At 54.9% G+C, this 23,530-nt stretch carries 24 protein-coding genes, 1 tRNA gene and 1 pseudogene; 7 read left to right on the forward strand and 19 right to left on the reverse strand.

The genetic code is table 11. The features are described from left to right. Window positions 1–18: 18 nt before the first annotated feature. The 8 genes from AAZT04_RS04750 to AAZT04_RS04785 all read right to left on the reverse strand — a co-directional run bounded on the left by AAZT04_RS04750 (window position 19) and on the right by AAZT04_RS04785 (window position 8,464). Window positions 19–1,428, reverse strand: coding sequence for a c-type cytochrome (locus AAZT04_RS04750; protein WP_434679122.1), 1,410 nt, complete (start codon window positions 1,426–1,428; stop codon window positions 19–21). Beyond that, window positions 1,425–3,080, reverse strand: coding sequence for a GMC family oxidoreductase (locus tag AAZT04_RS04755; RefSeq protein ID WP_258089905.1), 1,656 nt, complete (start codon window positions 3,078–3,080; stop codon window positions 1,425–1,427). Before AAZT04_RS04755 ends, AAZT04_RS04750 begins: the two co-directional genes overlap by 4 nt. 15 nt (window positions 3,081–3,095) lie before the next feature. Further along, on the reverse strand, window positions 3,096–3,656 hold the full coding sequence (locus tag AAZT04_RS04760; protein ID WP_434679124.1) for a sugar dehydrogenase complex small subunit: 561 nt from the start codon (window positions 3,654–3,656) through the stop codon (window positions 3,096–3,098). Between the two features lie 409 nt (window positions 3,657–4,065). Then, window positions 4,066–4,863: a DNA/RNA non-specific endonuclease gene (locus tag AAZT04_RS04765; protein ID WP_434679126.1), complete on the reverse strand. Its 798-nt coding sequence runs from the start codon at window positions 4,861–4,863 to the stop codon at window positions 4,066–4,068. Between the two features lie 165 nt (window positions 4,864–5,028). Beyond that, window positions 5,029–6,489, reverse strand: coding sequence for a TrkH family potassium uptake protein (locus AAZT04_RS04770; protein ID WP_020826191.1), 1,461 nt, complete (start codon window positions 6,487–6,489; stop codon window positions 5,029–5,031). 139 nt (window positions 6,490–6,628) lie between these two features. After that, on the reverse strand, window positions 6,629–6,940 hold the full coding sequence (locus AAZT04_RS04775) for a hypothetical protein (RefSeq protein WP_020826192.1): 312 nt from the start codon (window positions 6,938–6,940) through the stop codon (window positions 6,629–6,631). A gap of 229 nt (window positions 6,941–7,169) precedes the next feature. After that, the gene (gene wrbA / locus AAZT04_RS04780) at window positions 7,170–7,769 is read right to left on the reverse strand and encodes an NAD(P)H:quinone oxidoreductase (RefSeq protein ID WP_261135171.1); all 600 of its coding nucleotides are present in this window, start codon (window positions 7,767–7,769) and stop codon (window positions 7,170–7,172) included. A 77-nt stretch (window positions 7,770–7,846) separates the two neighbouring features. Beyond that, window positions 7,847–8,464 (reverse strand): LysE family transporter, encoded by a 618-nt coding sequence (locus tag AAZT04_RS04785; RefSeq protein ID WP_434679128.1) that lies wholly within the window; start codon window positions 8,462–8,464, stop codon window positions 7,847–7,849. 68 nt (window positions 8,465–8,532) lie between these two features. Between AAZT04_RS04785 and AAZT04_RS04790 the strand changes: the two genes are divergently transcribed. Beyond that, the gene (locus AAZT04_RS04790) at window positions 8,533–9,456 is read left to right on the forward strand and encodes a LysR family transcriptional regulator (protein ID WP_434679130.1); all 924 of its coding nucleotides are present in this window, start codon (window positions 8,533–8,535) and stop codon (window positions 9,454–9,456) included. Here AAZT04_RS04790 and AAZT04_RS04795 read toward each other — a convergent pair. Together AAZT04_RS04795 and AAZT04_RS04800 are read right to left on the reverse strand one after the other, a co-directional pair. Beyond that, a complete protein-coding gene (locus AAZT04_RS04795; RefSeq protein WP_020826196.1) occupies window positions 9,440–9,910 on the reverse strand; it encodes a helix-turn-helix domain-containing protein in 471 nt (156 codons plus the stop codon). The two genes, AAZT04_RS04790 and AAZT04_RS04795, sit on opposite strands and share 17 nt — an antisense overlap. Window positions 9,911–10,029: 119 nt before the next feature. Beyond that, complete coding sequence (locus tag AAZT04_RS04800) at window positions 10,030–10,605, reverse strand: helix-turn-helix domain-containing protein (RefSeq protein WP_046373962.1); 576 nt, start codon at window positions 10,603–10,605, stop codon at window positions 10,030–10,032. Between the two features lie 67 nt (window positions 10,606–10,672). On the opposite strand from AAZT04_RS04800, the gene AAZT04_RS04805 reads away from it, so the two are divergent. Next, entirely contained in the window at window positions 10,673–11,587 is a 915-nt protein-coding gene (locus tag AAZT04_RS04805; RefSeq protein WP_046373961.1) for a DMT family transporter, read from the forward strand. Window positions 11,588–11,611: 24 nt separating this feature from the next. On the opposite strand, the gene rutG is transcribed toward AAZT04_RS04805, so the two are convergent. The 6 genes from rutG to rutA all read right to left on the reverse strand — a co-directional run bounded on the left by rutG (window position 11,612) and on the right by rutA (window position 16,640). Continuing rightward, window positions 11,612–12,931 carry a pyrimidine utilization transport protein G gene (gene rutG, locus AAZT04_RS04810; RefSeq protein ID WP_419226285.1) on the reverse strand — a complete coding sequence of 440 codons (1,320 nt, stop codon included), beginning with the start codon at window positions 12,929–12,931 and terminating at the stop codon, window positions 11,612–11,614. 66 nt (window positions 12,932–12,997) lie between these two features. After that, window positions 12,998–13,525, reverse strand: coding sequence for an NADH-dependent FMN reductase RutF (gene rutF, locus AAZT04_RS04815; RefSeq protein WP_174574031.1), 528 nt, complete (start codon window positions 13,523–13,525; stop codon window positions 12,998–13,000). A gap of 14 nt (window positions 13,526–13,539) precedes the next feature. Continuing rightward, complete coding sequence (gene rutD / locus AAZT04_RS04820) at window positions 13,540–14,343, reverse strand: pyrimidine utilization protein D (RefSeq protein ID WP_115059216.1); 804 nt, start codon at window positions 14,341–14,343, stop codon at window positions 13,540–13,542. A 17-nt stretch (window positions 14,344–14,360) separates the two neighbouring features. Beyond that, window positions 14,361–14,747: a pyrimidine utilization protein C gene (gene rutC / locus AAZT04_RS04825; RefSeq protein ID WP_115059214.1), complete on the reverse strand. Its 387-nt coding sequence runs from the start codon at window positions 14,745–14,747 to the stop codon at window positions 14,361–14,363. 46 nt (window positions 14,748–14,793) lie between these two features. Further along, complete coding sequence (rutB, locus tag AAZT04_RS04830) at window positions 14,794–15,540, reverse strand: pyrimidine utilization protein B (RefSeq protein WP_261159096.1); 747 nt, start codon at window positions 15,538–15,540, stop codon at window positions 14,794–14,796. Then, on the reverse strand, window positions 15,540–16,640 hold the full coding sequence (rutA, locus tag AAZT04_RS04835) for a pyrimidine utilization protein A (RefSeq protein WP_116690786.1): 1,101 nt from the start codon (window positions 16,638–16,640) through the stop codon (window positions 15,540–15,542). Before rutA ends, rutB begins: the two co-directional genes overlap by 1 nt. Before the next feature lie 259 nt (window positions 16,641–16,899). Here rutA and rutR point away from each other — a divergent pair, with 259 nt between their 5' ends. Then, window positions 16,900–17,574, forward strand: a complete 675-nt coding sequence (gene rutR, locus AAZT04_RS04840; protein ID WP_122078385.1) for an HTH-type transcriptional regulator RutR — start codon at window positions 16,900–16,902, stop codon at window positions 17,572–17,574. A gap of 51 nt (window positions 17,575–17,625) precedes the next feature. Here the strand turns inward: rutR and cycA are convergent, their stop codons facing one another. Further along, the gene (cycA, locus tag AAZT04_RS04845; protein ID WP_197820503.1) at window positions 17,626–19,026 is read right to left on the reverse strand and encodes a D-serine/D-alanine/glycine transporter; all 1,401 of its coding nucleotides are present in this window, start codon (window positions 19,024–19,026) and stop codon (window positions 17,626–17,628) included. Window positions 19,027–19,375: 349 nt separating this feature from the next. Between cycA and AAZT04_RS04850 the strand changes: the two genes are divergently transcribed. Next, window positions 19,376–19,448: transfer RNA gene (locus tag AAZT04_RS04850), tRNA-Glu, on the forward strand. 16 nt (window positions 19,449–19,464) lie between these two features. Here AAZT04_RS04850 and AAZT04_RS04855 read toward each other — a convergent pair. Then, window positions 19,465–20,612 (reverse strand): annotated as a pseudogene (locus AAZT04_RS04855) (site-specific integrase); the annotation flags it as partial. 441 nt (window positions 20,613–21,053) lie between these two features. On the opposite strand from AAZT04_RS04855, the gene AAZT04_RS04860 reads away from it, so the two are divergent. After that, entirely contained in the window at window positions 21,054–21,521 is a 468-nt protein-coding gene (locus tag AAZT04_RS04860; protein WP_048761997.1) for a hypothetical protein, read from the forward strand. Window positions 21,522–21,818: 297 nt separating this feature from the next. Here AAZT04_RS04860 and AAZT04_RS04865 read toward each other — a convergent pair whose 3' ends face one another. Next, window positions 21,819–22,643, reverse strand: a complete 825-nt coding sequence (locus AAZT04_RS04865; RefSeq protein ID WP_046373954.1) for a hypothetical protein — start codon at window positions 22,641–22,643, stop codon at window positions 21,819–21,821. Between the two features lie 148 nt (window positions 22,644–22,791). Between AAZT04_RS04865 and AAZT04_RS04870 the strand changes: the two genes are divergently transcribed. After that, window positions 22,792–22,992 (forward strand): hypothetical protein, encoded by a 201-nt coding sequence (locus tag AAZT04_RS04870; RefSeq protein ID WP_434679136.1) that lies wholly within the window; start codon window positions 22,792–22,794, stop codon window positions 22,990–22,992. Between the two features lie 90 nt (window positions 22,993–23,082). Then, window positions 23,083–23,526, forward strand: coding sequence for a cell envelope integrity protein TolA (tolA, locus tag AAZT04_RS04875; protein ID WP_176983824.1), 444 nt, complete (start codon window positions 23,083–23,085; stop codon window positions 23,524–23,526). The last annotated feature ends 4 nt before the right edge of the window (window positions 23,527–23,530 follow it).

A 23,530-nucleotide genomic window follows, 5' to 3' on the forward strand; every position in this document is an offset into this window, starting at 1 on the left:
CAGCCTGCAGTCATCAATTCAGCGCCGCTTTCTCCCCAACAGCCATGCCATAAAGATCAACGCCACCACCGCAATGCCGATTGCCGGGGCCATATAAGGCTGCAGCATCGCCAGCAGTGGCACCGGGCCACCCAGGCGCAATACGGTCACGTCCGCAGCGCTGACCTTCACTGCGGGATTGCCGTACTGCTGTAGCACATAATTGCTGATAGCGGCGATCTGCTGGTCGTTCAACGGATTGACGTACGACAGCGGGCCAAAGTTCGGCATCAGCACGTGCTGATCGCCCACCTTTCGCTCGACCCCGAACAGTATGGCCGAGATCAGGTTGGCCGGATTGCTTGAACCGGTGGCGGTATTATTGAACAGCGAAGGATAAGCCTGGTTTCTGCTGCCGCTGCCGTCCGGTTGGTGGCAACTGGCGCAGTTGCCGCTGAATAACGCTGCGCCGTCGGTAACGGTGTTGTTGGCATTGGCAGGCTGCAACCCGCGCAGCTGAGGCTCAACGTTCAACGGCTTGCCGTAACTGTCGGCCGGCTGGCTATCCTTGGCATCTCTGACAGGCGTGGTGCTTTTCAGGTAAACGGCAATAGCCGCCAGATCGTCATCGGAAAAATATTGCAGGCTGTTTTCGATGGCTTCCGCCATGCCGCCCGCAGCCTGATTTTTGCCGACCACCCGACCGGTTTTCAGGTACTGCACCAGTTGCTGGTTGCTCCAGCCGCCGATACCGCTGATCGGGTCTGACGTGATATTGGGAGCGTACCAGCTGCCGACCATGCCACCCGCAAGAGCCTGACTGCTGTCTTCAGCCATCAGCAGGTTGCGCGGGGTATGGCAGGTGTCGCAGTGCCCAGGCCCGTTGACCAGATAAGCCCCCCGGTTCCATTGCTCGCTTTTGGCCGCATCGGGTGCAAATCGGCCGTCTTTGAGAAACAGCAGATTCCAGGCGGCCATGCTAAAGCGCAGGTTGAATGGGAAGGGCAGGTCGGTCAGCGTATTTTTCTGATCGACCGGCTTCACGCCGTGCATAAAGTAGGCATACAGCGCCTTGATGTCCGCATCGCTCAACCTGGTATAAGAGGTATAGGGCATGGCGGGATAGAGGTGGGTGCCATCGGCACGGATCCCGTCCCTGACGGCACGAGCAAACTGCTCTTCGCTATAACTGCCAATGCCCTCCGCGTTTGATGGGGTGATGTTGGTTGCGTAAATCACGCCCATAGGGGAACTGATACCATAGCCGCCGGCAAAGGGGGTACCGCCTTCGGGTTTGGTATGGCAGGCCTGGCAGTCCGAGGAGATAGCAATTTGCTCGCCTTTTTTAATCAACGCCGCACCGCTTAACTCTCCGTTATCCGCCGCCTGCACGGCGCTGCCGCCGAGCAACAGCAGGGATAATAGCGTCAATTTCGCCTGTTTTTTCATGGTTTCACCGCCAGTGCCCGCGCAATGTCATCGGCGGCCTTGATGCCCAGAGCCGCCATGGTCAAGGTGCTGTTCACCACGCTGGCGGAAGGAATTGCGCCGCCGCCCGGCAACCAAAGGTTGGCATGGTCATGGGTGCGGCAGTTGCCATCGACCACCGAGTCTGCTGGGTTATCGCCCATGATGGTGCCGCCCATGATGTGGTTATTGGCATTCAGGCTGGTGGTGATGTTGAACTCTTCGGCGTCGAACAGTTGGCCGATATGTTCCAATTGCTTATGTGCGGCCTCTGCGCCTTTACGCACGTAATCGCCGACATCGTAGTGGATGTCCGGGCAAGGCAAACCGTGGGCATCTTTGCGGGTTTTACTCAGCGTCAGGCGGTTATTTGGGTCTGGTAACGGTTCCAGGCTGATGGATAAATCGACGCCGTAAGCGGCGCGACGGCGTATTTCGGCATCCAATTCTTTACCGACCAAGCCTTGTTCCAGCGCCTTCTGGGTGGCAGGCACGACCCGGTTGATGTTGTTGAGGATCATCTTATTGGCCGAGTAGTCTTTGCGGAACTCACCGTCACGTGGGCCGACCAGGCAGCTGCTCTGCGCCGGGCCACGCCCGAGCCACAGCGGCTCTTTCGCCAGGAAAGTACAGTGAAAACCGGAGTGATCCATCATGTTACGACCGACCTGATCGGAAGCGTTGGCGATGCCGTTCGGGTTGCGATCGTTGGCCGCCATCAACAGCAGGCGCGGCGTTTCTATGCCGTTACAGGCCAACGCGAAAGCCTTGGCCGTGGCCTGGTGAGACTGCTTTTTGTTGTCAAGCCAATGCACCGCAGTGACCCGATTTTGCTCATCGGTATCTATCTTGTAGACCACCGCTTCCGCCAGCACCACCGCACCTTTCATTTCAGCACGTTCAACATGATGAATGCCGTTGTACATGGCACCGATGGGGCAAATGGGCTGACAGTTGTTGTTGCCGCAGCAGGTTGGACGGCCCTTCCACGGGTGGATACTGCGCCCCTGTGGGATCGGGACTGAACGGTAGCCGTGCGGGTTAACCACTTCGGCAAAACGAATATCGCCATGCGCCCAGGGCACCATATCCATCGGGTAGGGTTTGCTGCGTTCAACCGGCGACTGCTGCTGCGGATCGTTAGGGCCCGCCACGCCAATTTCCTCTTCGGCCCGGCAATAGTACGGCTCAAGTTCATCATAGGAAATCGGCCAGTCGCGGCCAACGCCGTACAGGGTTTTCATTTGGAAATCGCTGGGCAGGTGGCGCCAGCAGGACGCGGCCCAGTGCCAGGTGGTGCCGCCGACGGTACGCAGATACCCTTGCTTGAAGCTGCCTGCGCTCGGGCCGCTCAGGGCGACATAGTTGTTTTCAGGAAAATAGAGCGGAGCAGTGGCGAACTCGGATTGCGGGTACAACCCTTGATAATCGGAGCCGGCGCGGTTATCAAAAGGCATATTGCGCCAGTTTTCTACGGCCTGGGCGCGTTCAATACGCAGGCCTGCTTCCAGCACCAGCACAGAATAACCCTGGCTGACTAATTGATCGGCCATCATGCCGCCCACAATGCCGGAGCCCACGATCACGATATCGGCCGAGGCGTTGCCATCGGCAGTAAATTCAGGTTTTTTCATTAGAAGACTCTCAGATCACAGGGAAGCGTTGACCGCTGGAGGGGGAGCGGTCCACCACAACGGGCCATTGCCGCAGTAGGTGGGAACGATCAGCGCGTCGCTGGCGGGGAGGTACATCAACGCGTCTTTATAGGCAATCAGCTCAGCCGTTTGGCCGTGGCCGACGGTGCCGGTATACCAGGCGGTGATAATGGCGGTCACCAGGGCCTGCAAGCCGGCCTGAATGGCCAGTTGTTGCAGCTGTTTTGCGCTTTGACCCGACTGTAACAGCCCACCAAGCTGCTCAACCTGCGTGGCGAACTGATCATTCTGATTATGTAAGGCCGTAAAAATACGCGCCGACATTCCCTGATCGATGTCCTCATGTTCGCTCAATGTCTGGGATATTTTGAAGAAACGAGCAAACTGCAGCGGGTTGGCCGCCGCGGTATGTTGTTCTGCCAGGCTGAGGAACGGGTAACTGAGCAATGACGTTGCCAGCAGGGTTGAGGCCAGCCCCAGCAGCACTTCCCGTCGACTGAAACCGGTTCCATTTTTGGTCGGTAACTCACCATCGTCTGATAACAAATTTTCCATGTGTTTTTCTCACAAAACAGGTGTTATTGCCAAAGCAGGCAAAAGAGAAGGGGTAAAGAGAGATAAAAAATAATCAACAATGGGATAAATGCATTGTTTACGGTTCTGTATCTAATAATTTGGCGGGATATTAACTTGCCGATAACTTTTCGGCAATAAACTTGCTCAAACGCCCTGATAAAAAAGCACAGAAAGAATAAAAAAGACCGGAGGTGTGGCCGCTTGGCGGGAGAGTGAACGGTGCCGTGGCGGGTATTTAAAGATAATTAATGACGGTAAATAACATTATTTCCGCTATTAGGACGGATTTAAAACGGGGTATTAATAAGTAATGTTTATATTTAAATCACAGACGCCGTCATTATATTGACCAATAAAAACCCGCCGTAGCGGGTTATTGGTCATTATTTTAGCTCTTGCAACCCATCAGTTCTGGCAGCACGCCCGGTTTGGCTTTCAGCGAAGCCTGTACGTCGTCGGGCAGACCAGCCCAAATAATCAGCCCGGTGCGTTTCTCGATTTCATTCACCGTGACGCGATATTGGCAGAAATCGGCATTTTTCGGGGTGTTTTGGTCAAACAGAAACGCCGCATAGTGGTTCACTTCCGGGCTGTTATTGATAAAGATGACCTTCCAGTAAGCGCTGGGAATGGTGTGCGCTTTCTGGGTGCCCGGCAATTTTCCCATATTGCGTTCGTACAGTGGGCCGGTCACGGTATACACCGAACTGATATCCGCCCGGTCAATCAGCTTGCGTTCCTGATCTTCCAGCCGTGCCCAGGAGCCCTGGTTAAGATCGGCCATCTGCGGGGTGATATTGGAAAGGTAGTTCAGTGATTCCCAGTCAGAGACGCCCGCCAGTGAGGCCAGCGGCGCTTGATGCCCGCGGTCAACTTTCAGCGCCGCGTTGGCACCGGTGTAATCTGCCGGTACCAATGTATCTGCCGGATTCAGTGCCGGATCGGCCTTCCAGTTACGGGTTTTCCCGCTGGCCGGCGTGTCTTTGGTGATGTGATAAGCCACCCAGTTGGCGAACTTGGTGGTGCTGTTGTTGTTCAGCGTATAAGCATGGCGGACGATGGACACGTTACTGCTGCCACCGGTGGGGCAACCGACCGCGCAGTTGTCGATAGATTCCAATGCCTCGGCGGAAGCCTGGGCGGTAAACAGGATGGTTACCAGAGCTAACATCTTGTTAAAACGCATATTCATATCCTCAATAAGTTATAATAATACTGTATGTATTTACAGTATTTGTAACTTATCGCAGTGAAACGAATACAACAATGCAACACATTCACGTTACGAATGTGTCAGCATTGGTACAGCAAGGTGGATTAAAACAGCCTGTAAATGGCGGGCTACAAAGCCTTAAAAACGCCAAAAGGCACGCGAGCACAATATCAGCATGGGGTAGATCTCAAGGCGGCCGAGCAGCATCGCCGCGCACATCAACCATTTCGCCGCATCGCTAAGCGTACCAAACCCCGCGGCAGTTTCGCCGAAGCCCAACCCCATGTTATTGATGCAGGCGGCCACGGTGGCGAAAGAGGTCACCAGATCATAGCCCATCAGGTTCAGCAGCCAGATGAAGAAGCAGCTGAAAAAAACGTACAGAAAGAAAAAGCTCCAGACCGACCGTAACACCCGATCGTGAATCGGCGCGTTGCCGACCTTGATGGTGTAAACGGCATTGGGATGCACCAACTGGTTGATCTCATGCCGGCTTTGTTTGTACATGATCAGAAAACGCAGCGCCTTGATGCCGCCGCAGGTGGAGCCCACGCAGCCACCGAAAAAGCTCGCCGCCAATAACAACATAATGGTGTGAGAGGGCATTTTGGCATAGTCGGCGGTGGCCAAACCGTTATCGGTCATCATCGAACTGGTGAGAAAGAAGCCATGCACGAAGGAGTCCTTGGCGCCGTACATGCCGGAACGGTAAAGCTCGAGGCAAACAATCGCCACGATAATCGACAGCACCAGCAGGAAGAAGCGCAGCTCCGGGTTTTTATACAATGGTTTCAGGCTGCGGCGGCCTACGGCAACGAAATACAGGGTGAAGTTTACCGCGGCCAGAATGGAGAAAATACCGCCGACCATTTCGACCGCCGAGCTGTCGTAATAGCCCAGGCTCTCGTTGCGGGTGGAAAATCCCCCGAGCGATACGGTGGAAATCCCATGGCAGAGGGCATCGAACCACGGCATGCCGGCAATGCGGAAAGCCACCGTACAGGCCAGCCCCAGACCGAGATAGATCAGCCACAGGTTTTTCGAGGTATCGGCCAGCCGTGGCGTCAGTCGTTCTTCTTTGAATGGTCCGGGCATTTCCGACTGATAAAGCTTGGCGCCACCGATACCCAGCAGCGGCAGCACGGCCACGGCTAACACAATGACGCCGAGGCCGCCGATAAAGTTGAGCTGGGAACGGTAGTAGAGAAAGGATTTAGGTATGCCCGAGACATCGTTAAGTACCGAAGCGCCGGTGGTGGTGATGCCGGACACGCCTTCGAACATCGCGTCCGTCAGGCTGACGTTCAGCGTGTCATCGAGCCACAGCGGCAGGGCGCTGATCATCGAAAACAGCAGCCAGAACATGACGATAATCAGAAAACCGTCCTGGGTACGCAATTGTACTTTGGCCTGACGGGTGCTGAACCAGCCTAACCCACCGAGCGATCCGGCAATCACCAGGGTATAGAAAAAGGAGAAAACGCTTTTTTCTTTATAGAGCAGCGCCACCAGCAGAGGTGGAATCATTGACAGGCTGTAAAGGAAAACTAAAAAACTGCAAAGATGAATAACGACCAATATCTGCTTATTCTTGACCATAATACTTGCGCCCGAGTTGCCTGACGGCAATGAGTCAATTTATTCTTTAAGCCTGAAAGAATAAGGCAGGCGATATAAAAATAACGTAAAAATTCATATCGCCTGAAAGGGTTGGCACGTTTTTTAATCGCAATGGCGATTATTCCAACAGGGTGTTTACGGTGCGACGCACGTATTGCGTCATTTGCGCCAGATCCTCGGGGGACACAGGCCCACCGCCGGCACGTACCACCTGCTGTTCTATTTGAGCAATTTCCTGCTCGACCTTATTGGCAATCTGTACCTTGACGATCTTATCCACCGACGAGAGCAGCACCTTCAACACCACTTTCAGCGCCACATTCTCGCAGAACGAATCGTAGTGATGAACCGCAGGCGGTGCTGCGGGGGGCTCGGGTGCGCGCGGGGCCATAGCCTTGAAACTGTCTACATTTTCAATAATAAGATCCATGTCTCTTATTAGTTCATCAAAATCTTTAGACACTGACTTATTTCCCTTCGCTATGCGCAAAAACAGAACGCCCGTCATCAGGGCAAAGGCCGGTGATTGGCGGGCAGAACGAATTTCGACCGTGACGTTCAGGTAGTGAATGGCAGGCTGAGCGGCATTTTAACCTTGCCGGGGGTTGGCAACAAGATGGGGCCGAAGGAATCCGCGGCCCCATCGGGCAGGTGATAGCTTAACTTTTCAGCTTGGCGGTGATTTTCGCTACGTGTTCACCCTGGAAGCGGGCAATGGCCAGCTCTTCCGCACTGGGCTGGCGCGAACCGTCGCCACCGGCAATGGTGGTTGCTCCGTAAGGGGTGCCGCCGCGGGTTTGTGAAACGTCAAACAGCTCGGGTGTTCCGTAACCGATAGGCACAATAATGAAACCGTGGTGCGCCAGCGTGGTCCAGGTTGAGCTGATGGTGTGCTCCTGACCACCGCCGGTACCGGTGGAAGAGAATACGCTGCCTACCTTGCCGTACAGGGCGCCGGAAGCCCAGAGCCCGCCGGTTTGATCGAGGAAGGTCCGCATTTGGCCCGCCATGTTGCCAAAGCGGGTTGGGGTACCGAAGATGATGCCGTCGTAATCGGCCAGTTCCTGCGGGCTGGCGACAGGAGCCTGTTGATCTTGCTTGCCGCCGGCTTTGGCAAAGGCTTCTGACGGCATGGTTTCCGGCACGCGTTTTAGGGTGACTTCTACGCCACTGACCTTGCGTGCGCCTTCCGCTACCGCGTTCGCCAGGGTTTCAATATGTCCGTACATTGAGTAATACAGTACCAAAATTTTCGCCATGTTCCGTTCTCCGCTGTGGTGGATGAAAGAGATGCTTCCTAAGCATAGGAGTGAATGCGGAACTTGGCCTTGTGGCCTTATCTCATCCCGGCTATCGCCAGCAGCGCACCGAAGGCAATCAGCAGGCCACCGAATACCCTGTCTATGCCTTTACGCAGGCGCAGCAGTCGCGCATTGATGCTCGGCGCGGAAAACAGCAGCGCAACGGCGCTGAACCACAGGATATGGGCCAGGGCGATAAACAAGCCGTAACCGATTTGCACCGCCAGCGACGTCTGTGGATTAACCACCTGCATAAACAGGCTGACGACAAAAATGGTGGTTTTCGGGTTCAGCGCATTGGTTAAAAAGCCGGTTTTCAGCGCGGCGAAATCGCTGGCGGCGGTGGGGGCCGCGCCGGCAGAAACCGTGGCAGCACCGGCACTACGCAGCATGCTGACACCCAGGTAAATCAGGTAGGCAGCGCCAATCATCTTCAACAGGGTGAATAGCCACAGCGATTGCTGGATCACCACGCCGACGCCGATCAGGGTGTAGCTCACGTGGATCAACACCCCGGCACCAATGCCGCAAGCGGTCACCACGCCGGCACGACGGGAAAGCAACAGGCTGTTGCGCGACACCATGGCGAAATCAGGCCCTGGGCTAATGACGGCAAGTAAAGTGATGGTGACGACAGCGATGAGTTCGGTCATAGTAATCCTGTAGATGAATCAGAATAGAGTGGCTGATTTATAAAGGGAATGGCCAACGGTGACAAACGATGAAAACTGACGATTTCGGTGAGAAAAACTCACGCAAAATAAGCCGGCCACTGTCATTGGGCGGATTGCGATGCTTTGAAGCGGCGGCCAGGCTGGAAAGTTTCACCCAGGCGGCGAACAGTTTAAACCTGACGCACGGGGCGGTGAGTCGTGCGGTCAGGGCGCTGGAGGATGAGCTGGGTATTGCGTTGTTTGAACGTCGTCATCGGCGGGTGTATCTGACGGCCGCCGGGCGGACGTTGTTTCAGGCGTCGCAGCAGGCATTCGGCATCCTGGAGCAGACTGCGCAACAACTGCGGCAGCAGGCACAGGACGCACCACTGGTATTGTCCTGTGAGCCGACGCTATTGATGCGTTGGCTGATACCCCGCCTGCCTGCGTTTCAGTTGGCGCACCCGGACATCCATCTGCAGTTGGTCGCGGGCGGCGGGCCATTTTCGTTTCACGACGGCATCAGCGCCGCCCTACGGCGCAACGATTTTGACTGGGGCGATAAGCTGCACAGCCAGTGGCTGTTCAACGAGCAAGTCGGGCCGGTATGCAAGCCTGAAATGCTGCCGCGTTTTATCTCCCTCCACGCCGGTCAGCCGCAGTTGAGCCGCGATGCGGTGCTGTTACATTCGGCCACCCGGCCTGATGCCTGGCGGCATTGGGCTCAGCAGCAGAGTGTGTCGTTGGAAGGCTGTCCAGAGCAGCGTTTCGATCACTTTTACTTCAGCTTGCAGGCGGCGGTGGCGGGGATAGGCGTCGCTATTGGCCCTTGGCAGCAGGTGCGGGATGATGTGGCCGGTGGGCTACTGAGCGCCCCCTTTGGTTTTACGTCGGACGGTAGCGGTTATTGTCTGCTGACACCGCAAGAAATCAGGCCGGGCAGCGCGCTGTCCCGGCTGGCAGACTGGCTGAAACTCAGTGCAGACGCTTGAGCTTTTGCTCCAGGCGCTGGCGTTGCCAACGGCTGAAGAAGTCGCGTAACAGCAGGGTGCGCGTCGCGCGCATAATCACCGCGATACTCATGCCGGCCATGGCCCAAAGCGACCACAGATATTGCGGATGAGTAAACCAGTTAATGGCGAACAACAGCACTGCGATAAATGCGAACCTCACTATCATGCGCAGCAGCCTGCCTTCTTCCTCCACCTGTCGGCGAATCGCCTGCTCGGCCTGGCTGCTGTCGCTGTTTTCCTGTTGCGGCGGCTGGTTGAGATCGCCAATCTGTAACTCCAGCGCCGCGGCTATCGCGGTCAGGGTTTCCAGGCTGGCCTGCTCGCCATTTTCAAGGCGCTGAACGGTACGGGTGCTAAGCCCGGCAATGCTGGCCAATTGTTCCTGAGACCAGCCTTTTTCCAGCCGTAATTGCCGGATGCGGTAAGTTTGCATTGCACGCTCCAAAAATGAACCTTCATTGAGGCCAAGTGTAGGAGTTGAGGCCGTTGACCGCCACGACAGGCGCATGACATCTGTACGACAGCCAGGTGACAACCCGCTGAGTATGCGGGTTAGAAGGTGACGTTACGGATAAAGCGCAGCGGAAAATCGGTGCGGTTGGCGTAGGCATAGTGCTGATCGCTGTTGAACACCTGGGTTTGGCCGGCGTCCAGCGTCAGGGTTTGCTGTTCCAGCACCAGCGTCAGGCTGCCGGTAATCACGTAGATTATTTCACTCCAGCCTTCGGCATCCGGCACAGAATCGTAGTGCTCGCCGGGCATCAGTGTCCATTCCCAAAGCTCAACCCGCTGACGAGCAGGCACGCTGGCGGCAAACAAAGCCTGACTTGCCGGTTGTACGCCTTGCCATGCCAATTCGCCGACCAAATGGCTGCCGCGCGCTTCGGGAGCCTGGATCAGATCGGTGAAGGCGATATTCAATGCCTCGGCCAATTTGTCCAACACCGCCAGGCTGACGTTGCGGTCACCGGCCTCGATGCCGGCCAGCATGCGGCGGCTGACGCCGGATTTTTCCGCCAGCGTCACCTGGCTTAGCCCCGCCTGCTGGCGATAGCCACGCAGGTTGCTGCTCAGGTATTGCAACACCTTGGGCGCTTCATGTTTACCGCTGTTCACCGTATTGCTCATCCCAGGGCTTTACCTCATACTGGCAGGATCTGTGCATTATATTGCACCCAGCAGGAAGGGCAAGCCGGTGTCTGCAGTAAAAAAATCCTCTATTTTCACTTTCATTCCCACGATAAAGCGGCAGGAAGCGGTGCTGATTTTCATCACCATGATCTGGGGCGGAACCTTTCTGGCGGTCCATCTTGCGATGCAGGTCAGCGGGCCGTTCTTCTTCGTGGGTTTGCGCTTCGCTGCGGCTACGCTGGTGCTGACGTTATTCTCCTTGCGCAGCTTACGCGGATTGACCTGGTACGAGCTGAAAGCGGGCGTGTTTATCGGTATCGCCATCATGTTCGGTTACGGCCTGCAAACCGTGGGGCTGCAAACCATCAGCAGCAGTCAGTCGGCGTTCATCACCGCCATGTATGTGCCGATGGTGCCGTTATTGCAGTGGTTGGTGCTCGGGCGCTTCCCCGGCGTTATGGCCTGGGTCGGCGTGTTATTGGCCTTCAGTGGCCTGATGCTCTTGGCCGCGCCAAGCAGTGCCGATATGGCGCTTAGCATCGGCGAGATCCTGACGTTGATTGGCACGCTGGGCATGGCTGCCGAGATCATTTTGATTGGTGCCTATGCGGGCAAGGTTAACGTTAAGCGGGTGACGGTGGTGCAATTGGCGACGGCCTCGCTGGCGGCGTTTCTGATGATGGTACCGACCGGCGAGTCGGTACCGCCTTACAGCAATTACCTGCTCTACAGCGCAGTCGGCCTGGGGCTGGCCAGCGCCATCATTCAAGTGACGATGAACTGGGCGCAACGAAGCGTTTCGCCGACCCGTGCCACGGTCATTTATGCCGGCGAGCCGGTGTGGGCCGGGCTGGTGGGGCGCATTGCAGGCGAGCGTTTGCCGGGCGTAGCGCTATTGGGCTGTGCGCTGATCGTATTGGGCGTGCTGGTCAGCGAAATGCGTATTCGACGTAAAGCAAAGGCGGCGTTGGTTGAATAAGGCCCGGCAAGCCGGGCCGCGGTGCTAACGGGTAGCGCTGTCTGCCAGTGGCAAGATTTTACGGTTGCGCAATAGCGCATTGAGGATAATGGCACCGAAAGTGGCGGTGCCAATGCCCCCCATGGTGAAGTTGCCGAGGGTTAACGCAAAGTCCCCTGCACCCAACACCAGCGTTACCGCCACCATAATCAGGTTGCCGTTATCCCCCAGATCAACCTTGTTTTGCACCCAGATGCGCGCGCCGGCGACGGCAATCAAGCCGAACACCACGATCGAAGCACCACCCAGCACCGGCCCGGGAATAGTGTGGATCAATGCACCGAACTTGGGTGAAAACCCCAGCACAATCGCTACCGCTGCGGCGGCGACAAACACTAGCGTGGAGTAGATTTTGGTGACCGCCATCACCCCGATATTTTCGGCATAGGTCGTCACTCCGGTGCCCCCGACCGAGCCGGATAGCATTGTCGCCAACCCGTCGCCGACGAACGCGCGACCGATATAAGGGTCAAGATCCCGGCCGGTCATACCCGCCACCGCTTTCACATGCCCGAGGTTTTCCGCCACCAAAATGATCGCTACCGGGGCAATCAGCAGCATGGCATGCAGGTTAAATACCGGGGCGGTGAATTGCGGCAGACCGAACCAAGGGGCCTGGCTCAGTGCGCTGTAATCTACCGGTTTGCCGAGGCCGAAACCGTTGGTTGCCACGACGTAAATCAAATAGGCGGCGATCAGGCCAACCAGGATCAGCAACCGCTGCATCAGCCCGCGGGTAAAAACCGCCACCGAACCGATACACAAGATAGTGACCACCGCCATCCAACTGTCAAAATGGGAGGCTGAAACGCTGCGCACCGCAATGGGCGCCAGGTTGAGGCCGATAGCCATGACCACCGCCCCTGTCACTACCGGCGGCATCAGCCGCTCTATCCAACGGGTGCCTACGCTCATCACCACGAAACCGATCAGCAGATACACCAGCCCGCAGGCGATGATGCCACCGAGGGCCAGGGCAATATTGGGGTTGGCGCCCTGGCCGCTGTAACCGGTCAGGGTGATGACCAGCCCGACAAATGCCGCGCTCGAGCCGAGATAGCTCGGTACCCGACCGCCGACCACCAGAAAAAACAGCAGCGTGCCGATACCGGACATCAGAATGGCCAGATTGGCGTCAAAGCCCATCAGCAAAGGCATCAGCACCGTAGCACCAAACATCGCCACCGCATGCTGCAAACCCATCACCAACGTCTGGGTCACTGGCAGCCGTTCATCGGGCGCAACAACCGCACCGTCCAGATTGCCTTGCTTCAGCCGCCATTGGGGAAACCAGATATTCGCCATCGTCATCTCCAAAATATTGAGGTGCAGGTTAGGGTTACAGATGCGAGCGTTGCGGCTACGCGCCGATCATTGTTTCAACAGCGAGTGATAACGCCGGTCAAAATAGGCCAGGCCGTGGCTGTGGTCATTACGCGCCAATGCCACCGCCTGACAGAACAGAATGTCGTGGGTGCCGACGCTGACAATCTGGCTGATTTGGCAATCGAAAGAAGCCAGCGCGCCGTGCAAAATCGGGGCGCCGGTCACCAGCGTAGACCAGCGAGCGGCGGAGAATCGCATGTCCATCGGCGTTTTGCCGCCGAACAGATTCGACAGCGATTCGTGCTCTGCCGCCAGCGTATTGACGCACAGCGTTTGGTTTTGCTTGAACACCGCATACACCGACGCCGAGCGGTTCAGGCACACCAGCAACGTGGGGGGCGTGTCGGTGACGCTGCATACCGCAGAGGCGGTAAAACCGGCGCGGCCTGCGGGGCCGTCGGTGGTAATGATATTCACCGCCGATCCCAGGCGGGCCATGGCATTGCGGAAGTCTTGTTTTTCTACGTACGCTGGTTGCAGCGGTGCATCGGCAAACCCTGTTTGGCTTTGCATAAGGTATCTCCGGGCTAGAGGGCGAGGCTGCTGCTGGCGTTCGGCGTTTTCAATAGCCAGTCCAGCAGGGTGCGGTTGAAAGTTTCGCTGTCGGTCACGCTCATCGCGTGGCCGCCGTAGGTCATCTGCGCCAGCTCGCCGTTGGGCAGGCTTTCCGCCAACTGATGCGAACAGAGATAGGGCACCAGCAGATCGTCGCGAGCGCACAAGGCCAGGGTTGGTGTGGTGATGTCCGCAAGGTGAGGGCGGAAATCGGTATTAATCAATGCATTCAGGCGGCGCAGCAGGTTTTCTGTGCCCTGAAAATGCGCGGTTTGGTGCTGCAACTCTTCACCTAGCAAGGCTTCGTGCTGCGATAGCCAGTCGGCGGGGAACAGAAACAGCGGCTGGGCGCGCACATAGGCTTCAACGCCGCTGTTAAGCAGCAGATCCTGTCGGACGTGGAAGCAGCGCCGGGTCTGGCTGTCCAGCGCCGGCCAGCCGTTGACCACTACCAGTTTTTCCAGCAACTGCGGCTGGGTGAGCGCCAGTTGCAGGCCAATCATGCCGCCCAGCGCGTGGCCGACGAAATAACAGCGTTCGATACTGAACGAACGCAGCAGTTGTGCTACTTCATCCGCCATATCGGCCATGCTATAGCCGTCCGGTACCACGCCTTTGCTGCGGCCGGTGCCATAGTGATCGTAAATGACCACCCGGAAATGCCGGGTTAGCGCATCAATCTGCGGTTGCCAGAAGCTACCCGAGCCACCGAGGCCTGCGGACAGCACCAGCGTCGGCGCCAGTGGCGTATCTTTTCCCAAAATCTCAAAGTACATGCTCGATCCTCAATGGCTCAGCGGCCGATATGGGCCACTGTGGCGATTTCAATCAATGCGTCCGGCTTCACCAGCCCGCACTGAATGCAGTAGCGGGCCGGTTTATCGCCGGGAAAATACTCGGCATATACCTGATTGATGGCGGCATAGTTTTGCCAGTCGGTGAGAAAGATCGAGTTAAAGGTCACGTCGTCCATGCTTCCACCGGCGGTTTCGATCACGCTTTTGATGGTCTCCAGCACGTGGCGTGTTTGTGCCGCGGCGTCACCGACGTGAACGACGTTATTGTCTTTATCGAAGGCCAGCGTACCCGAGACATACACCACGCCGTCGGCCAGGGTGCCCGGAACAAAGGGAGCCAGCGGTTTGCCGGTGCCCGGTGGAGTGATCACTGTTTTTGGCATTGTCGCGCTCCTGGTGAAGGTTGTTTTGGGTTTAAACAGGCAAGATTCATGCCGTCTGGCTAAGCGGAGCGGCGAGAACGTCACAGAAACTGTCGACGTCCGACACCCAGCCGAAAAAGGTTTCGATGTTGTACAGCGCCGCCTGCTGGGCGAACGCCGGGCCGGCCTGGTGGGTGGCGTCGGCCAGCACAATGCCGAAATACTCGAGGAAAAAGCCGTCGCGCAGCGTGGATTCCACACAAACGTTGGTGGCGATGCCGGTAAACACCAGATGGTGAATGCCGTAAGAGCGCAGCAGGCTGTCGAGCTGGGTGTTGAAAAAGCCGCTGTAGCGCGGTTTCGGCAGCACGATATCGCCAGGCTGTGGTTGCAGTTCATCCACCAGGTCGTAGTCCCAATCGCCTTTGGCCAGCAGCTTGCCCATCAGTTCCGGGCGCTGGCGCATGGTTTTCAGCGCGTTGGACTTGTGCCAGTTAGGCGAGCCTTCACCGCCGGCTTCGACGTACTGGTTGTCCCAGCCGTTCTGGAAAAAAATCACCTTAATGCCCGCGGCGCGCGCGGCAGTGATGGCGCGCTTGATGTTGGCGATCACCGGCGCGGTGGTCGAAACGTCGAACCCGGCCAAATCCAAATATCCCCCCTGCGAGGCGTAGGCATTTTGCATATCGACCACGATTAATGCGGTTTCCTGCGGCGCAAAGGCGATGGCCTCCGGACGGGCGGGCAGGGTGACCGTCGCTCCGCCTTGCGGTGACTGGCGGCGTACCACTGTTTGGCTTTCAACAATTTTCATCATGCCACCTCACGGCTTGCTGCAGTTTGTGGGCAAACGTCTGCCCGGCTTTTCATCAGGGGTTGAATGCGTTCGCCGAAGTCTTCTACGCCTTGCACGAAGTCGTCGAAAGTCAGCAGCACGCCTTCGGTGCCGGGCACGGTGGCGATTTCATCCATCATTCGCGCCACGTTGGCGTAGGAGCCGACCAGCGTACCCATGTTGATGTTGACGGCGGAAGTGGGGTCGGCCATTTGGCGCACATTGGTGTCAGCGCCGGATTTAGTGTCTTTGCCGCTCTGCTCGGTGAGCCAGGCCAGGGCTTCGGTATCGGCCCCGGCTTTATAGCTTTCCCATTTGGCGCGGGCAGCCTCGTCGGTTTCATCCGCAATGATCATAAACAGCACGTAGCAGGCCACGCTGCGTCCTTCGGCATCGGCGGCAGTTTTCAACCGGGCAGCCGTCGGGGCGAAAGCGGTGGGGGTGTTGACGCCTTTGCCGAAGCAGAAGTTGTAGTCGGCGTATTTGGCCGAGAAAGCCATGCCCGCATCGCTTTGACCAGCGCAAATCACCTTGATGTCCGCCTGGGGTTGCGGGCTGACGCGACAGTCATCCATCTGGAAAAACTCGCCCTTGAAATCGGATTTTCCGGTGCCCCACAGATCGCGTAGCACCCTGACGTATTCCGCCAGATAGTCGTAGCGACGACCAAAGTACTCGTCACCCGGCCACATGCCCATCTGCTCGTATTCCGGTTTCTGCCAGCCGGTCACCACGTTCAGGCCAAAGCGCCCACCGGAAATAGAATCAATGGTGGAAGCCATACGCGCGACGATGGCCGGCGGCATGGTAAGGGTGGCGGCGGTGGCGTAGATCTTGATGCGTGAGGTTACGGCAGCCAGCCCGGCCATCAGGGTGAAGGACTCCAGGTTATGATCCCAGAATTCGGTTTTGCCGCCGAAGCCGCGCAGTTTGATCATCGACAGGGCGAAATCAAAGTTGTAGTGCTCGGCCTTCTGCACGATGGTTTTATTGAGTTCAAACGTCGGTTTGTACTGTGGGGCATTGCTGGAAATCAGCCAGCCGTTGTTGCCGATCGGAATAAATACGCCAATTTTCATTTGAATACCTCGGGTCAGTGAAGGGGACAATCACAGGCTGCTTGCCTGAACCAAAGCAAACCCGATGCCATGTTTTAAAATTGTTTATTTATCAAATTGTTATAGTTTATTTGGCGCCCAGTTATTGAGTGGATGGTCCAAAACAGACCATTTGGTCAAAATTATCTGCACAAAAAACAGGCGCGCATGCTCATTAAAGGTGCAAAAGATCCCCCGGAAGGGGTAGGTAAAAGCGTGGGTTTCATACAAGGGCTTTGCTATGCTGGCCGGAGTCAGATTGTGCCAAGGAGCCGCAGTGAAGCCACAAGCCGTTAAACCGCCCACGCGCCGCTCGCGTGCGGTAGCTGCAAAACGCAGTACCATCATGGATGCGGCGCTGGAGTTCTTCTCGCTGTACGGTATTCACGGCACCAGTCTGGATCAGGTGGCGGAGCGCGCCGACGTTTCCAAAACCAACCTGTTGTACTACTTCCCCTCCAAAGAAGAACTCTACGTAGCGGTGCTGAAAGGCATTCTCGATGTCTGGCTGGCGCCGCTGAAAGCGCTGCGCGCCGATCAGGAGCCGTTGCAGGCCATTCGTGAATATATACGGCTGAAGCTTGAGGTCTCGCGCCATCATCCGCAGGCTTCACGGCTGTTTTGCCTGGAGATGATCCAGGGTGCGCCGTTGCTGAAACAGGAGTTGCAGGGTGGGTTGAAGATGCTGGTGGACGAGAAGTCCGCCATGATCGAGCGTTGGATTGACGAAGGTCATATCGCGCCGACAGAGCCGCATCACCTGATTTTTATGCTGTGGGCGACCACTCAGCACTACGCCGATTTTTGGGTCCAGATAGAAGCGGTAACCGGTAAAACGTTAGAAGATGAGGCGTTTTTTCAGCAGACGGTAGAGAACGTGCAGAGGGTGATTATCGACGGAATACGGCCGCGCTAGGCGCCAAAAGAGGGGATATTCAGGGGGATAGCGAACTATCCCCCTGTGGCATTAGGCGGCTTTCTTCTTACGCAGGAATACGTAAGACAGACCCAGGATCACAAACCACAACGGCGTGACGATCAGCGCCTGGCGGGTGTCATCGCGCAGCGTCAGCAGCACCAACACAAACACGAAGAACGCCATACAGACCCAGCACATCAGTTTGCCGGCCGGCATCTTGTAAATCGATTTCTGGTGCAGCGCCGGACGCTTCCTGCGATAAACCAGGTACGAACACAGGATGATGGTCCAGACAAACATGAACAGGATCGCCGAGACGGTGGTCACCAGCGTGAACACGGTCATGACGTTCGGGATCAGGTAAATCAGCACCACACCGCCCAGCAGGCAGATACAGGAGAAGGTCAGCCCGTTAGCCGGCACTGCCCGCTTGGACAGATTGGCGAACGACTTGGGCGCATCGCCCTCCTGCGCCAGACCGAACAGCATGCGGCTGGTGGAAAACACCCCGCTGTTGGCGGAAGAGGCGGCGGAGGTCAGCACCACAAAGTTAATCACGCTGGCTGCCGCCGGCAGGCCAATCAGCACGAACAGTTCCACGAACGGGCTCTTGTCGGCAACCACAGAACTCCATGGCGTGACCGACATGATAACGATCAGGGCGAACACGTAGAACATGATGATGCGGATCGGAATGGAGTTGATGGCGCGGGGCAGCACTTTTTCCGGATCTTTGGTTTCAGCCGCGGTGGTACCAACCAGTTCGATACCGACAAAGGCGAACACCGCAATCTGGAAACCGGCGAAGAAACCGCTGATGCCTTTCGGGAACATGCCACCGTCATTCCACAGGTGTGAGAACGACGCGACGGTACCGGTAGGCGACTGGAACTGCATGGCGATCATGACCAGCCCGGCGACGATCAGCCCGACAATGGCAACGATTTTGATCATCGCAAACCAGAACTCCATTTCGCCAAACATCTTCACCGTCGCCAGGTTAAGGCCCAGCAACAGCAAGACGCACAGCAACGAGGCGATCCATTGCGACAATCCCGGGAACCAGAACTGGGCATAGGCGGTGATCGCCACCACGTCGGCAATGCCTGTGACCACCCAGCAAAACCAGTAGGTCCAGCCGGTAAAGAAACCGGCCCAGGGGCCGAGCAGGTCGGCGGCGAAATCGCTGAAAGATTTGTATTCCAGATTGGAAAGCAGCAGCTCGCCCATCGCGCGCATCACGAAGAACAGCATAAAGCCGATGATCATGTACACGAAGATGATGGAGGGGCCGGCCAGACTGATGGTTTTGCCGGAACCCATAAACAGACCCGTACCGATGGCGCCACCGATGGCGATCAGTTGAATATGTCGGTTAGTTAGGTTTCGCCGTAGATGATCTTCTGACGCAGGCGCGGCGTCTGTGGCTATTTTAGAGTGATCTACCATCTGATGATGTCCTGTTTTACCTGTCATGAGTGAAATAGCGAGCTCTGAAGTGGCTCTTTTTTATACGATTATCCGGTTGGCCCGGCTTTAGTAAGGTAGTGCAATAACGCCACCTTTGTGCAACATGTTTACAACATTTATGCGAGGGATAAAAGTCGATTGTTCTTTACACCGAGGAGGCAAATCGGACGTCTTGGGGGCGGAAGATTACTCCTCGTCGTAGCAGATTAACAGCCCTGATCTGACTTATCTTGTTGATATAACAGGGCCTTGGAAATGTCGCATGAGAAAAACTAATGGGTGTAAGCGTTTGACGTCGAGGGGGCTGAAGAGAATAGTTTACGTCGTTGGGTGGTGAGCTCCGTCGGTAGAGCAGTTGACTCTCAAGCAATGGGGCACAGGTTCGAACCCTGTACGACCCACTAACAAATCAGATGGTTAGCTGTTATTTGTCCCCTCCGATTTTTCAGTGAGGGACAAAATTGGGACACACTCTGCAAAAATTGTATCGATTTGGTGTGAATGTTCAGTTAAGTGATCTGGCGCAGTGTAGGCATACGTACACACCATATCTATCGACTCCCAACCGCCTATATCCTGCAAAATTGATAATGGGACTCTTGCTTGAATTAACCAGCTCGCCCATGTGTTTCTGAGATCGTGAAATCGGAAATTCTCGATGTCTGCGCGTTTTTTCGCCACCCACCAAGCTGTATTTGAATTAACGCGCATTTTCCTCCATTGCCGGTGCAACTGTTCCATAAGAATGAATCTTGATTTCTGTTTGAACAAACACCCATTTACTATGGCGACCAATCTGGTCACGCAGAACTTTACAAGCAGTGTCGTTTAGGGCAACACCTATTGCCCTGGTCGATTTACTTTGCTCTGGGTGTATCCAGGTTACCTTCCTTTGCATGTCGATCTGCGACCACTCTAAGACGAGAATATTCGAGCGTCGTAATCCGGTAACTAATGCAAATTTGACAACTGACTTTAATGGCTCTAGACACTCGTCTATTAGACGTTGTGCTTCATGAGGTTCTAGCCATCTAATCCGCCTATTCTTAGGCTGGGGGATCTTGATGATTGGTGCTCTGTCTTACCATTTCCATTCTCGCTCTGTGGCTCTTAGAAGGGACTTCATAAAAGCCAGATAAGCAGCCTTGGTATCAACAGCAACTGGCTTGTGTTTGAACTCCGGGGCCTCCTTGACTAGTTTAGTCAGAGACTAAGTACTTCTGAGCCAGTTCCCATAATGCGCACGGTTTGTCATTTTGCTCACGGTCGTATAAATCTTCGCTTCCGTTGTATTTTTCAATTTCACACCTTCAAAACAATTCAGCCAGAAGCCGATTATCACCTTGTCTGTATCAATCGGCTTCTTGTTTGCTTTTTTCCAAGCCAGCGCAAGCAGACTTCCTCTAAAGTCGCATCCGGCATTTCTCCCAGACAATTTATTCTCCAAAGCTCTGTTTTTCGCATGTCGTGCAAGTTCTGTGCATGGTGCTTGCCCATTGGGCAAGGCCTTCCTTAATTCGCTGGCTGTCCGGTTACGAGTAACTCGTATACCAGGTTTCACCTTTAACGCTGAATCAGGGCATCTGTCAGTTGGAAGATACCAATGGGAAGAAAATTCCCGGCCCCACCACCATATAGGCCAGAGATAAGGTTGTTAGACCGGTACCGTCACTCGCTCTATCGCGTGTTAAATGCAAATGGTGCGACGCAGGCCTAGTCCTCGTCAGTACCCACCTGATGCACAAATTCCCCCGACAAGGAATAAGACAGAGAATCCCTATAGGAGGTGATCACGTTTTGGCAGCCTGAAAATGAAACGTATATGAACTCCTAGGTTCAGGACCTTTTCTTTAATGACACCAATATCTATTGTTGTGTGAGTCGCTATAGAAGGTAGAGTTCGCCTTATCAGCATTATTTTCAGATATGCTTATGAAGCTGCCAAAACAGTGTTGCAGTATATATCAGTGTAAATTTACGACAAAAAGACGATTAAGGACTATATTATGAACAAAGAAGATGCGGTTAAAATTATTAGTTTCCCAGTGAAATTATATGGAACAGCAAAAGATGATGAAAATCTTGATGCACTTAAAGCTCTGCTTACTAATTGGAATAACGTTTATCCGAATCACATGATTATCGAGATAAATTATTCTGATAACCAAGTGTACATGTATCTTGATTTCATGACATCGGTTGAAGGGTATTATGAGATTAAGGCCATGGTTTATACTGCCTTTGAGCATTTTATTCCTGCTGTGAAACACGAATTAGAAAAAGTGCTCATGCTCAAGAATTCTACAGGTAAGAGAGCAAAATACGAGGTTTTCTCAAATAGTGATTCTAAATATGCTTTTGTAACTATTTACGAAAACGAACCTGATTTCCATGTTAAAAACTATGAAGACCTTACTTTAAATGACTCAACTAGTATTGATGCGCAAATCAATACTCATTTTGAGTCACTGTAATATTTTAAGCTGACAGATCCTCACATAATCACTATTAAACTACAAAAAAACCGCCTTCGGGCGGTTTTTATTGTCCATCACAGAGCATCTATATAGGTGCTCTGTGATGCGCAAAAAAACATTACTGATAGGCTAGACAGTAGTATGCAAAATCACATCAATTCAGCCTGAATGTTCAGTTGAGTGATCTGGCGCAAGTTAGGCCTGACTCTATCTATTTATCGAGACACCACGGCGCTTATTCCCTGCAAAATTGATAATGGAACTTTTAAAGGGATAAATCTGCTTACGCAGGGGTCAGGGCGTATCAATCAAGTGAATGTGCTCACGGCTTTCATGGAATAACCGCCGACAAAGAATACGGTAACAGTCTCGGTCGAACTCATCGGCCGGGAAACTGAGTTTTTCGGCGGCAGACAGCGTCGGTGCCGTACCGAGGTAGAACCAGTTGCTGATGACATGAAAAGCTTTAAGTGGCCCTTGTCGTTCCTCAATGGCGATCCTGCCGGGGAATGGCCAGTGCCGCACCTGGGCCTGCTCCAGGGCGCTAAGCAGCCTGCTCTGGTGCGCTTGTGGGGTCTCTTTACCGCAGCATACTCCCGCGCATTTGCCTAATTGATGGCGAAAGCAGGGTTGTCCGGGGCGTCCTTTTTCAATATCCAGGTATGTCAGGCAGAGCTGCTCCCGATCGGCAATGTCGATCAGAAAATCGACGGCCGCCGCACGCCGTAGAAACAGGCCGTACAAGTTAGGCGTCCGGGAAAAGTCTAGCGCATCGCTGTATACGATTCGCGTTTGGGAGTCCTGTACCTGCAGCGCGCATAGCCGGCGGATTTTACGCAGCCGCTTGTTGTAGAGCGGGCTTTGCTGTTTCACCAGGGAGGATTCAAGCAGCAGCGCACCAATCTCCCCAACGGTTTCGATGCAGGTTATGCGGCGGGTGGCGGCAAGCAACCGAGCTTCGCGCGGATTGCGTAGATGAGACTGAACGCGGCGGCGAATGTTGACGCTCTTGCCTATGTAGAGGGGATGGGCGCCGTTGTCGCCGTGAAAGAAATAAACCCCGCAGCTCTGCGGCAGGTTGGCGACCTCACCGGTCAGATGTTCAGGGTATTGATACATGGATTATCAGAAACTCACTGCTTATAGGGAAGTGGGGTATCACGCCAATGATAATATTTTCTTATTATAATTCACAGCCGGCTTTCAGCTAACGCTAAGAGTTGAGATTTGTTATCATTTGCGAAAATTTTTCTATAGGGAGATAGAGATGCGTAAAGCGTTAATAATGGCTCTGGGTGTGATGGTACTGTCAGGCTGTGCGGGGCAACAGGACGACGACGAGTCGCGTAACAAGGCCTCTGCAGACCAGGCCGGTGGCAAAGAGTGGAAGGCATTCGTTGCGCCTTTATCCGTCAAAACACAATCGCCGGGCGAGCGAGAAATGAAGCACGCAACCCGGCAGAACTGATTTACGATAAAGCCCACTTGCGTGGGCTTTTTGCATTCTGAACAGGCACCCGTCAACAGCGGATAGGGCGGTTCTAAAAGGAAGGGAATCATGAGAAAAGTTAATTCAGGATCGGAAACTCGCCTGTCGGCAGTATTGCTCGTTATCGCAACGCTGTTGTTAGCAGGCTGCTCGGGGACGGACACTGCGGCTAAACCTGAGGTATCTGGAGGCGAAGTCGATGACCTTTTCGCTGGATTGCAAGGTAAAACGGCGCCAGCACCTGGGCAAGAGATCAACCGATATATCGCGCAGATCGCAGCGGCTATTCAAAGTCATTTTCAATATGACAGCGTCTACGCCGGCAAGGAATGCTCATTACGACTCAAGTTGGCTCCGGATGGCATGCTGTTAGATGTCCGGGCTGAAGGCGGTGATCCCGCACTTTGCCGTGCGGCTGTAGTGGCAACCGCAAATGCCAGCTTTCCCAAACCCCCGACACCGGCGGTTTACGCTGTGGTTAAGAATGCCGCGTTGGAATTCCGTCCTCAATAATCGA

This window comes from Serratia sp. Je.1.23.a, assembly GCF_051129805.1.
GTDB classification, from domain to species: domain Bacteria; phylum Pseudomonadota; class Gammaproteobacteria; order Enterobacterales; family Enterobacteriaceae; genus Serratia; species Serratia liquefaciens.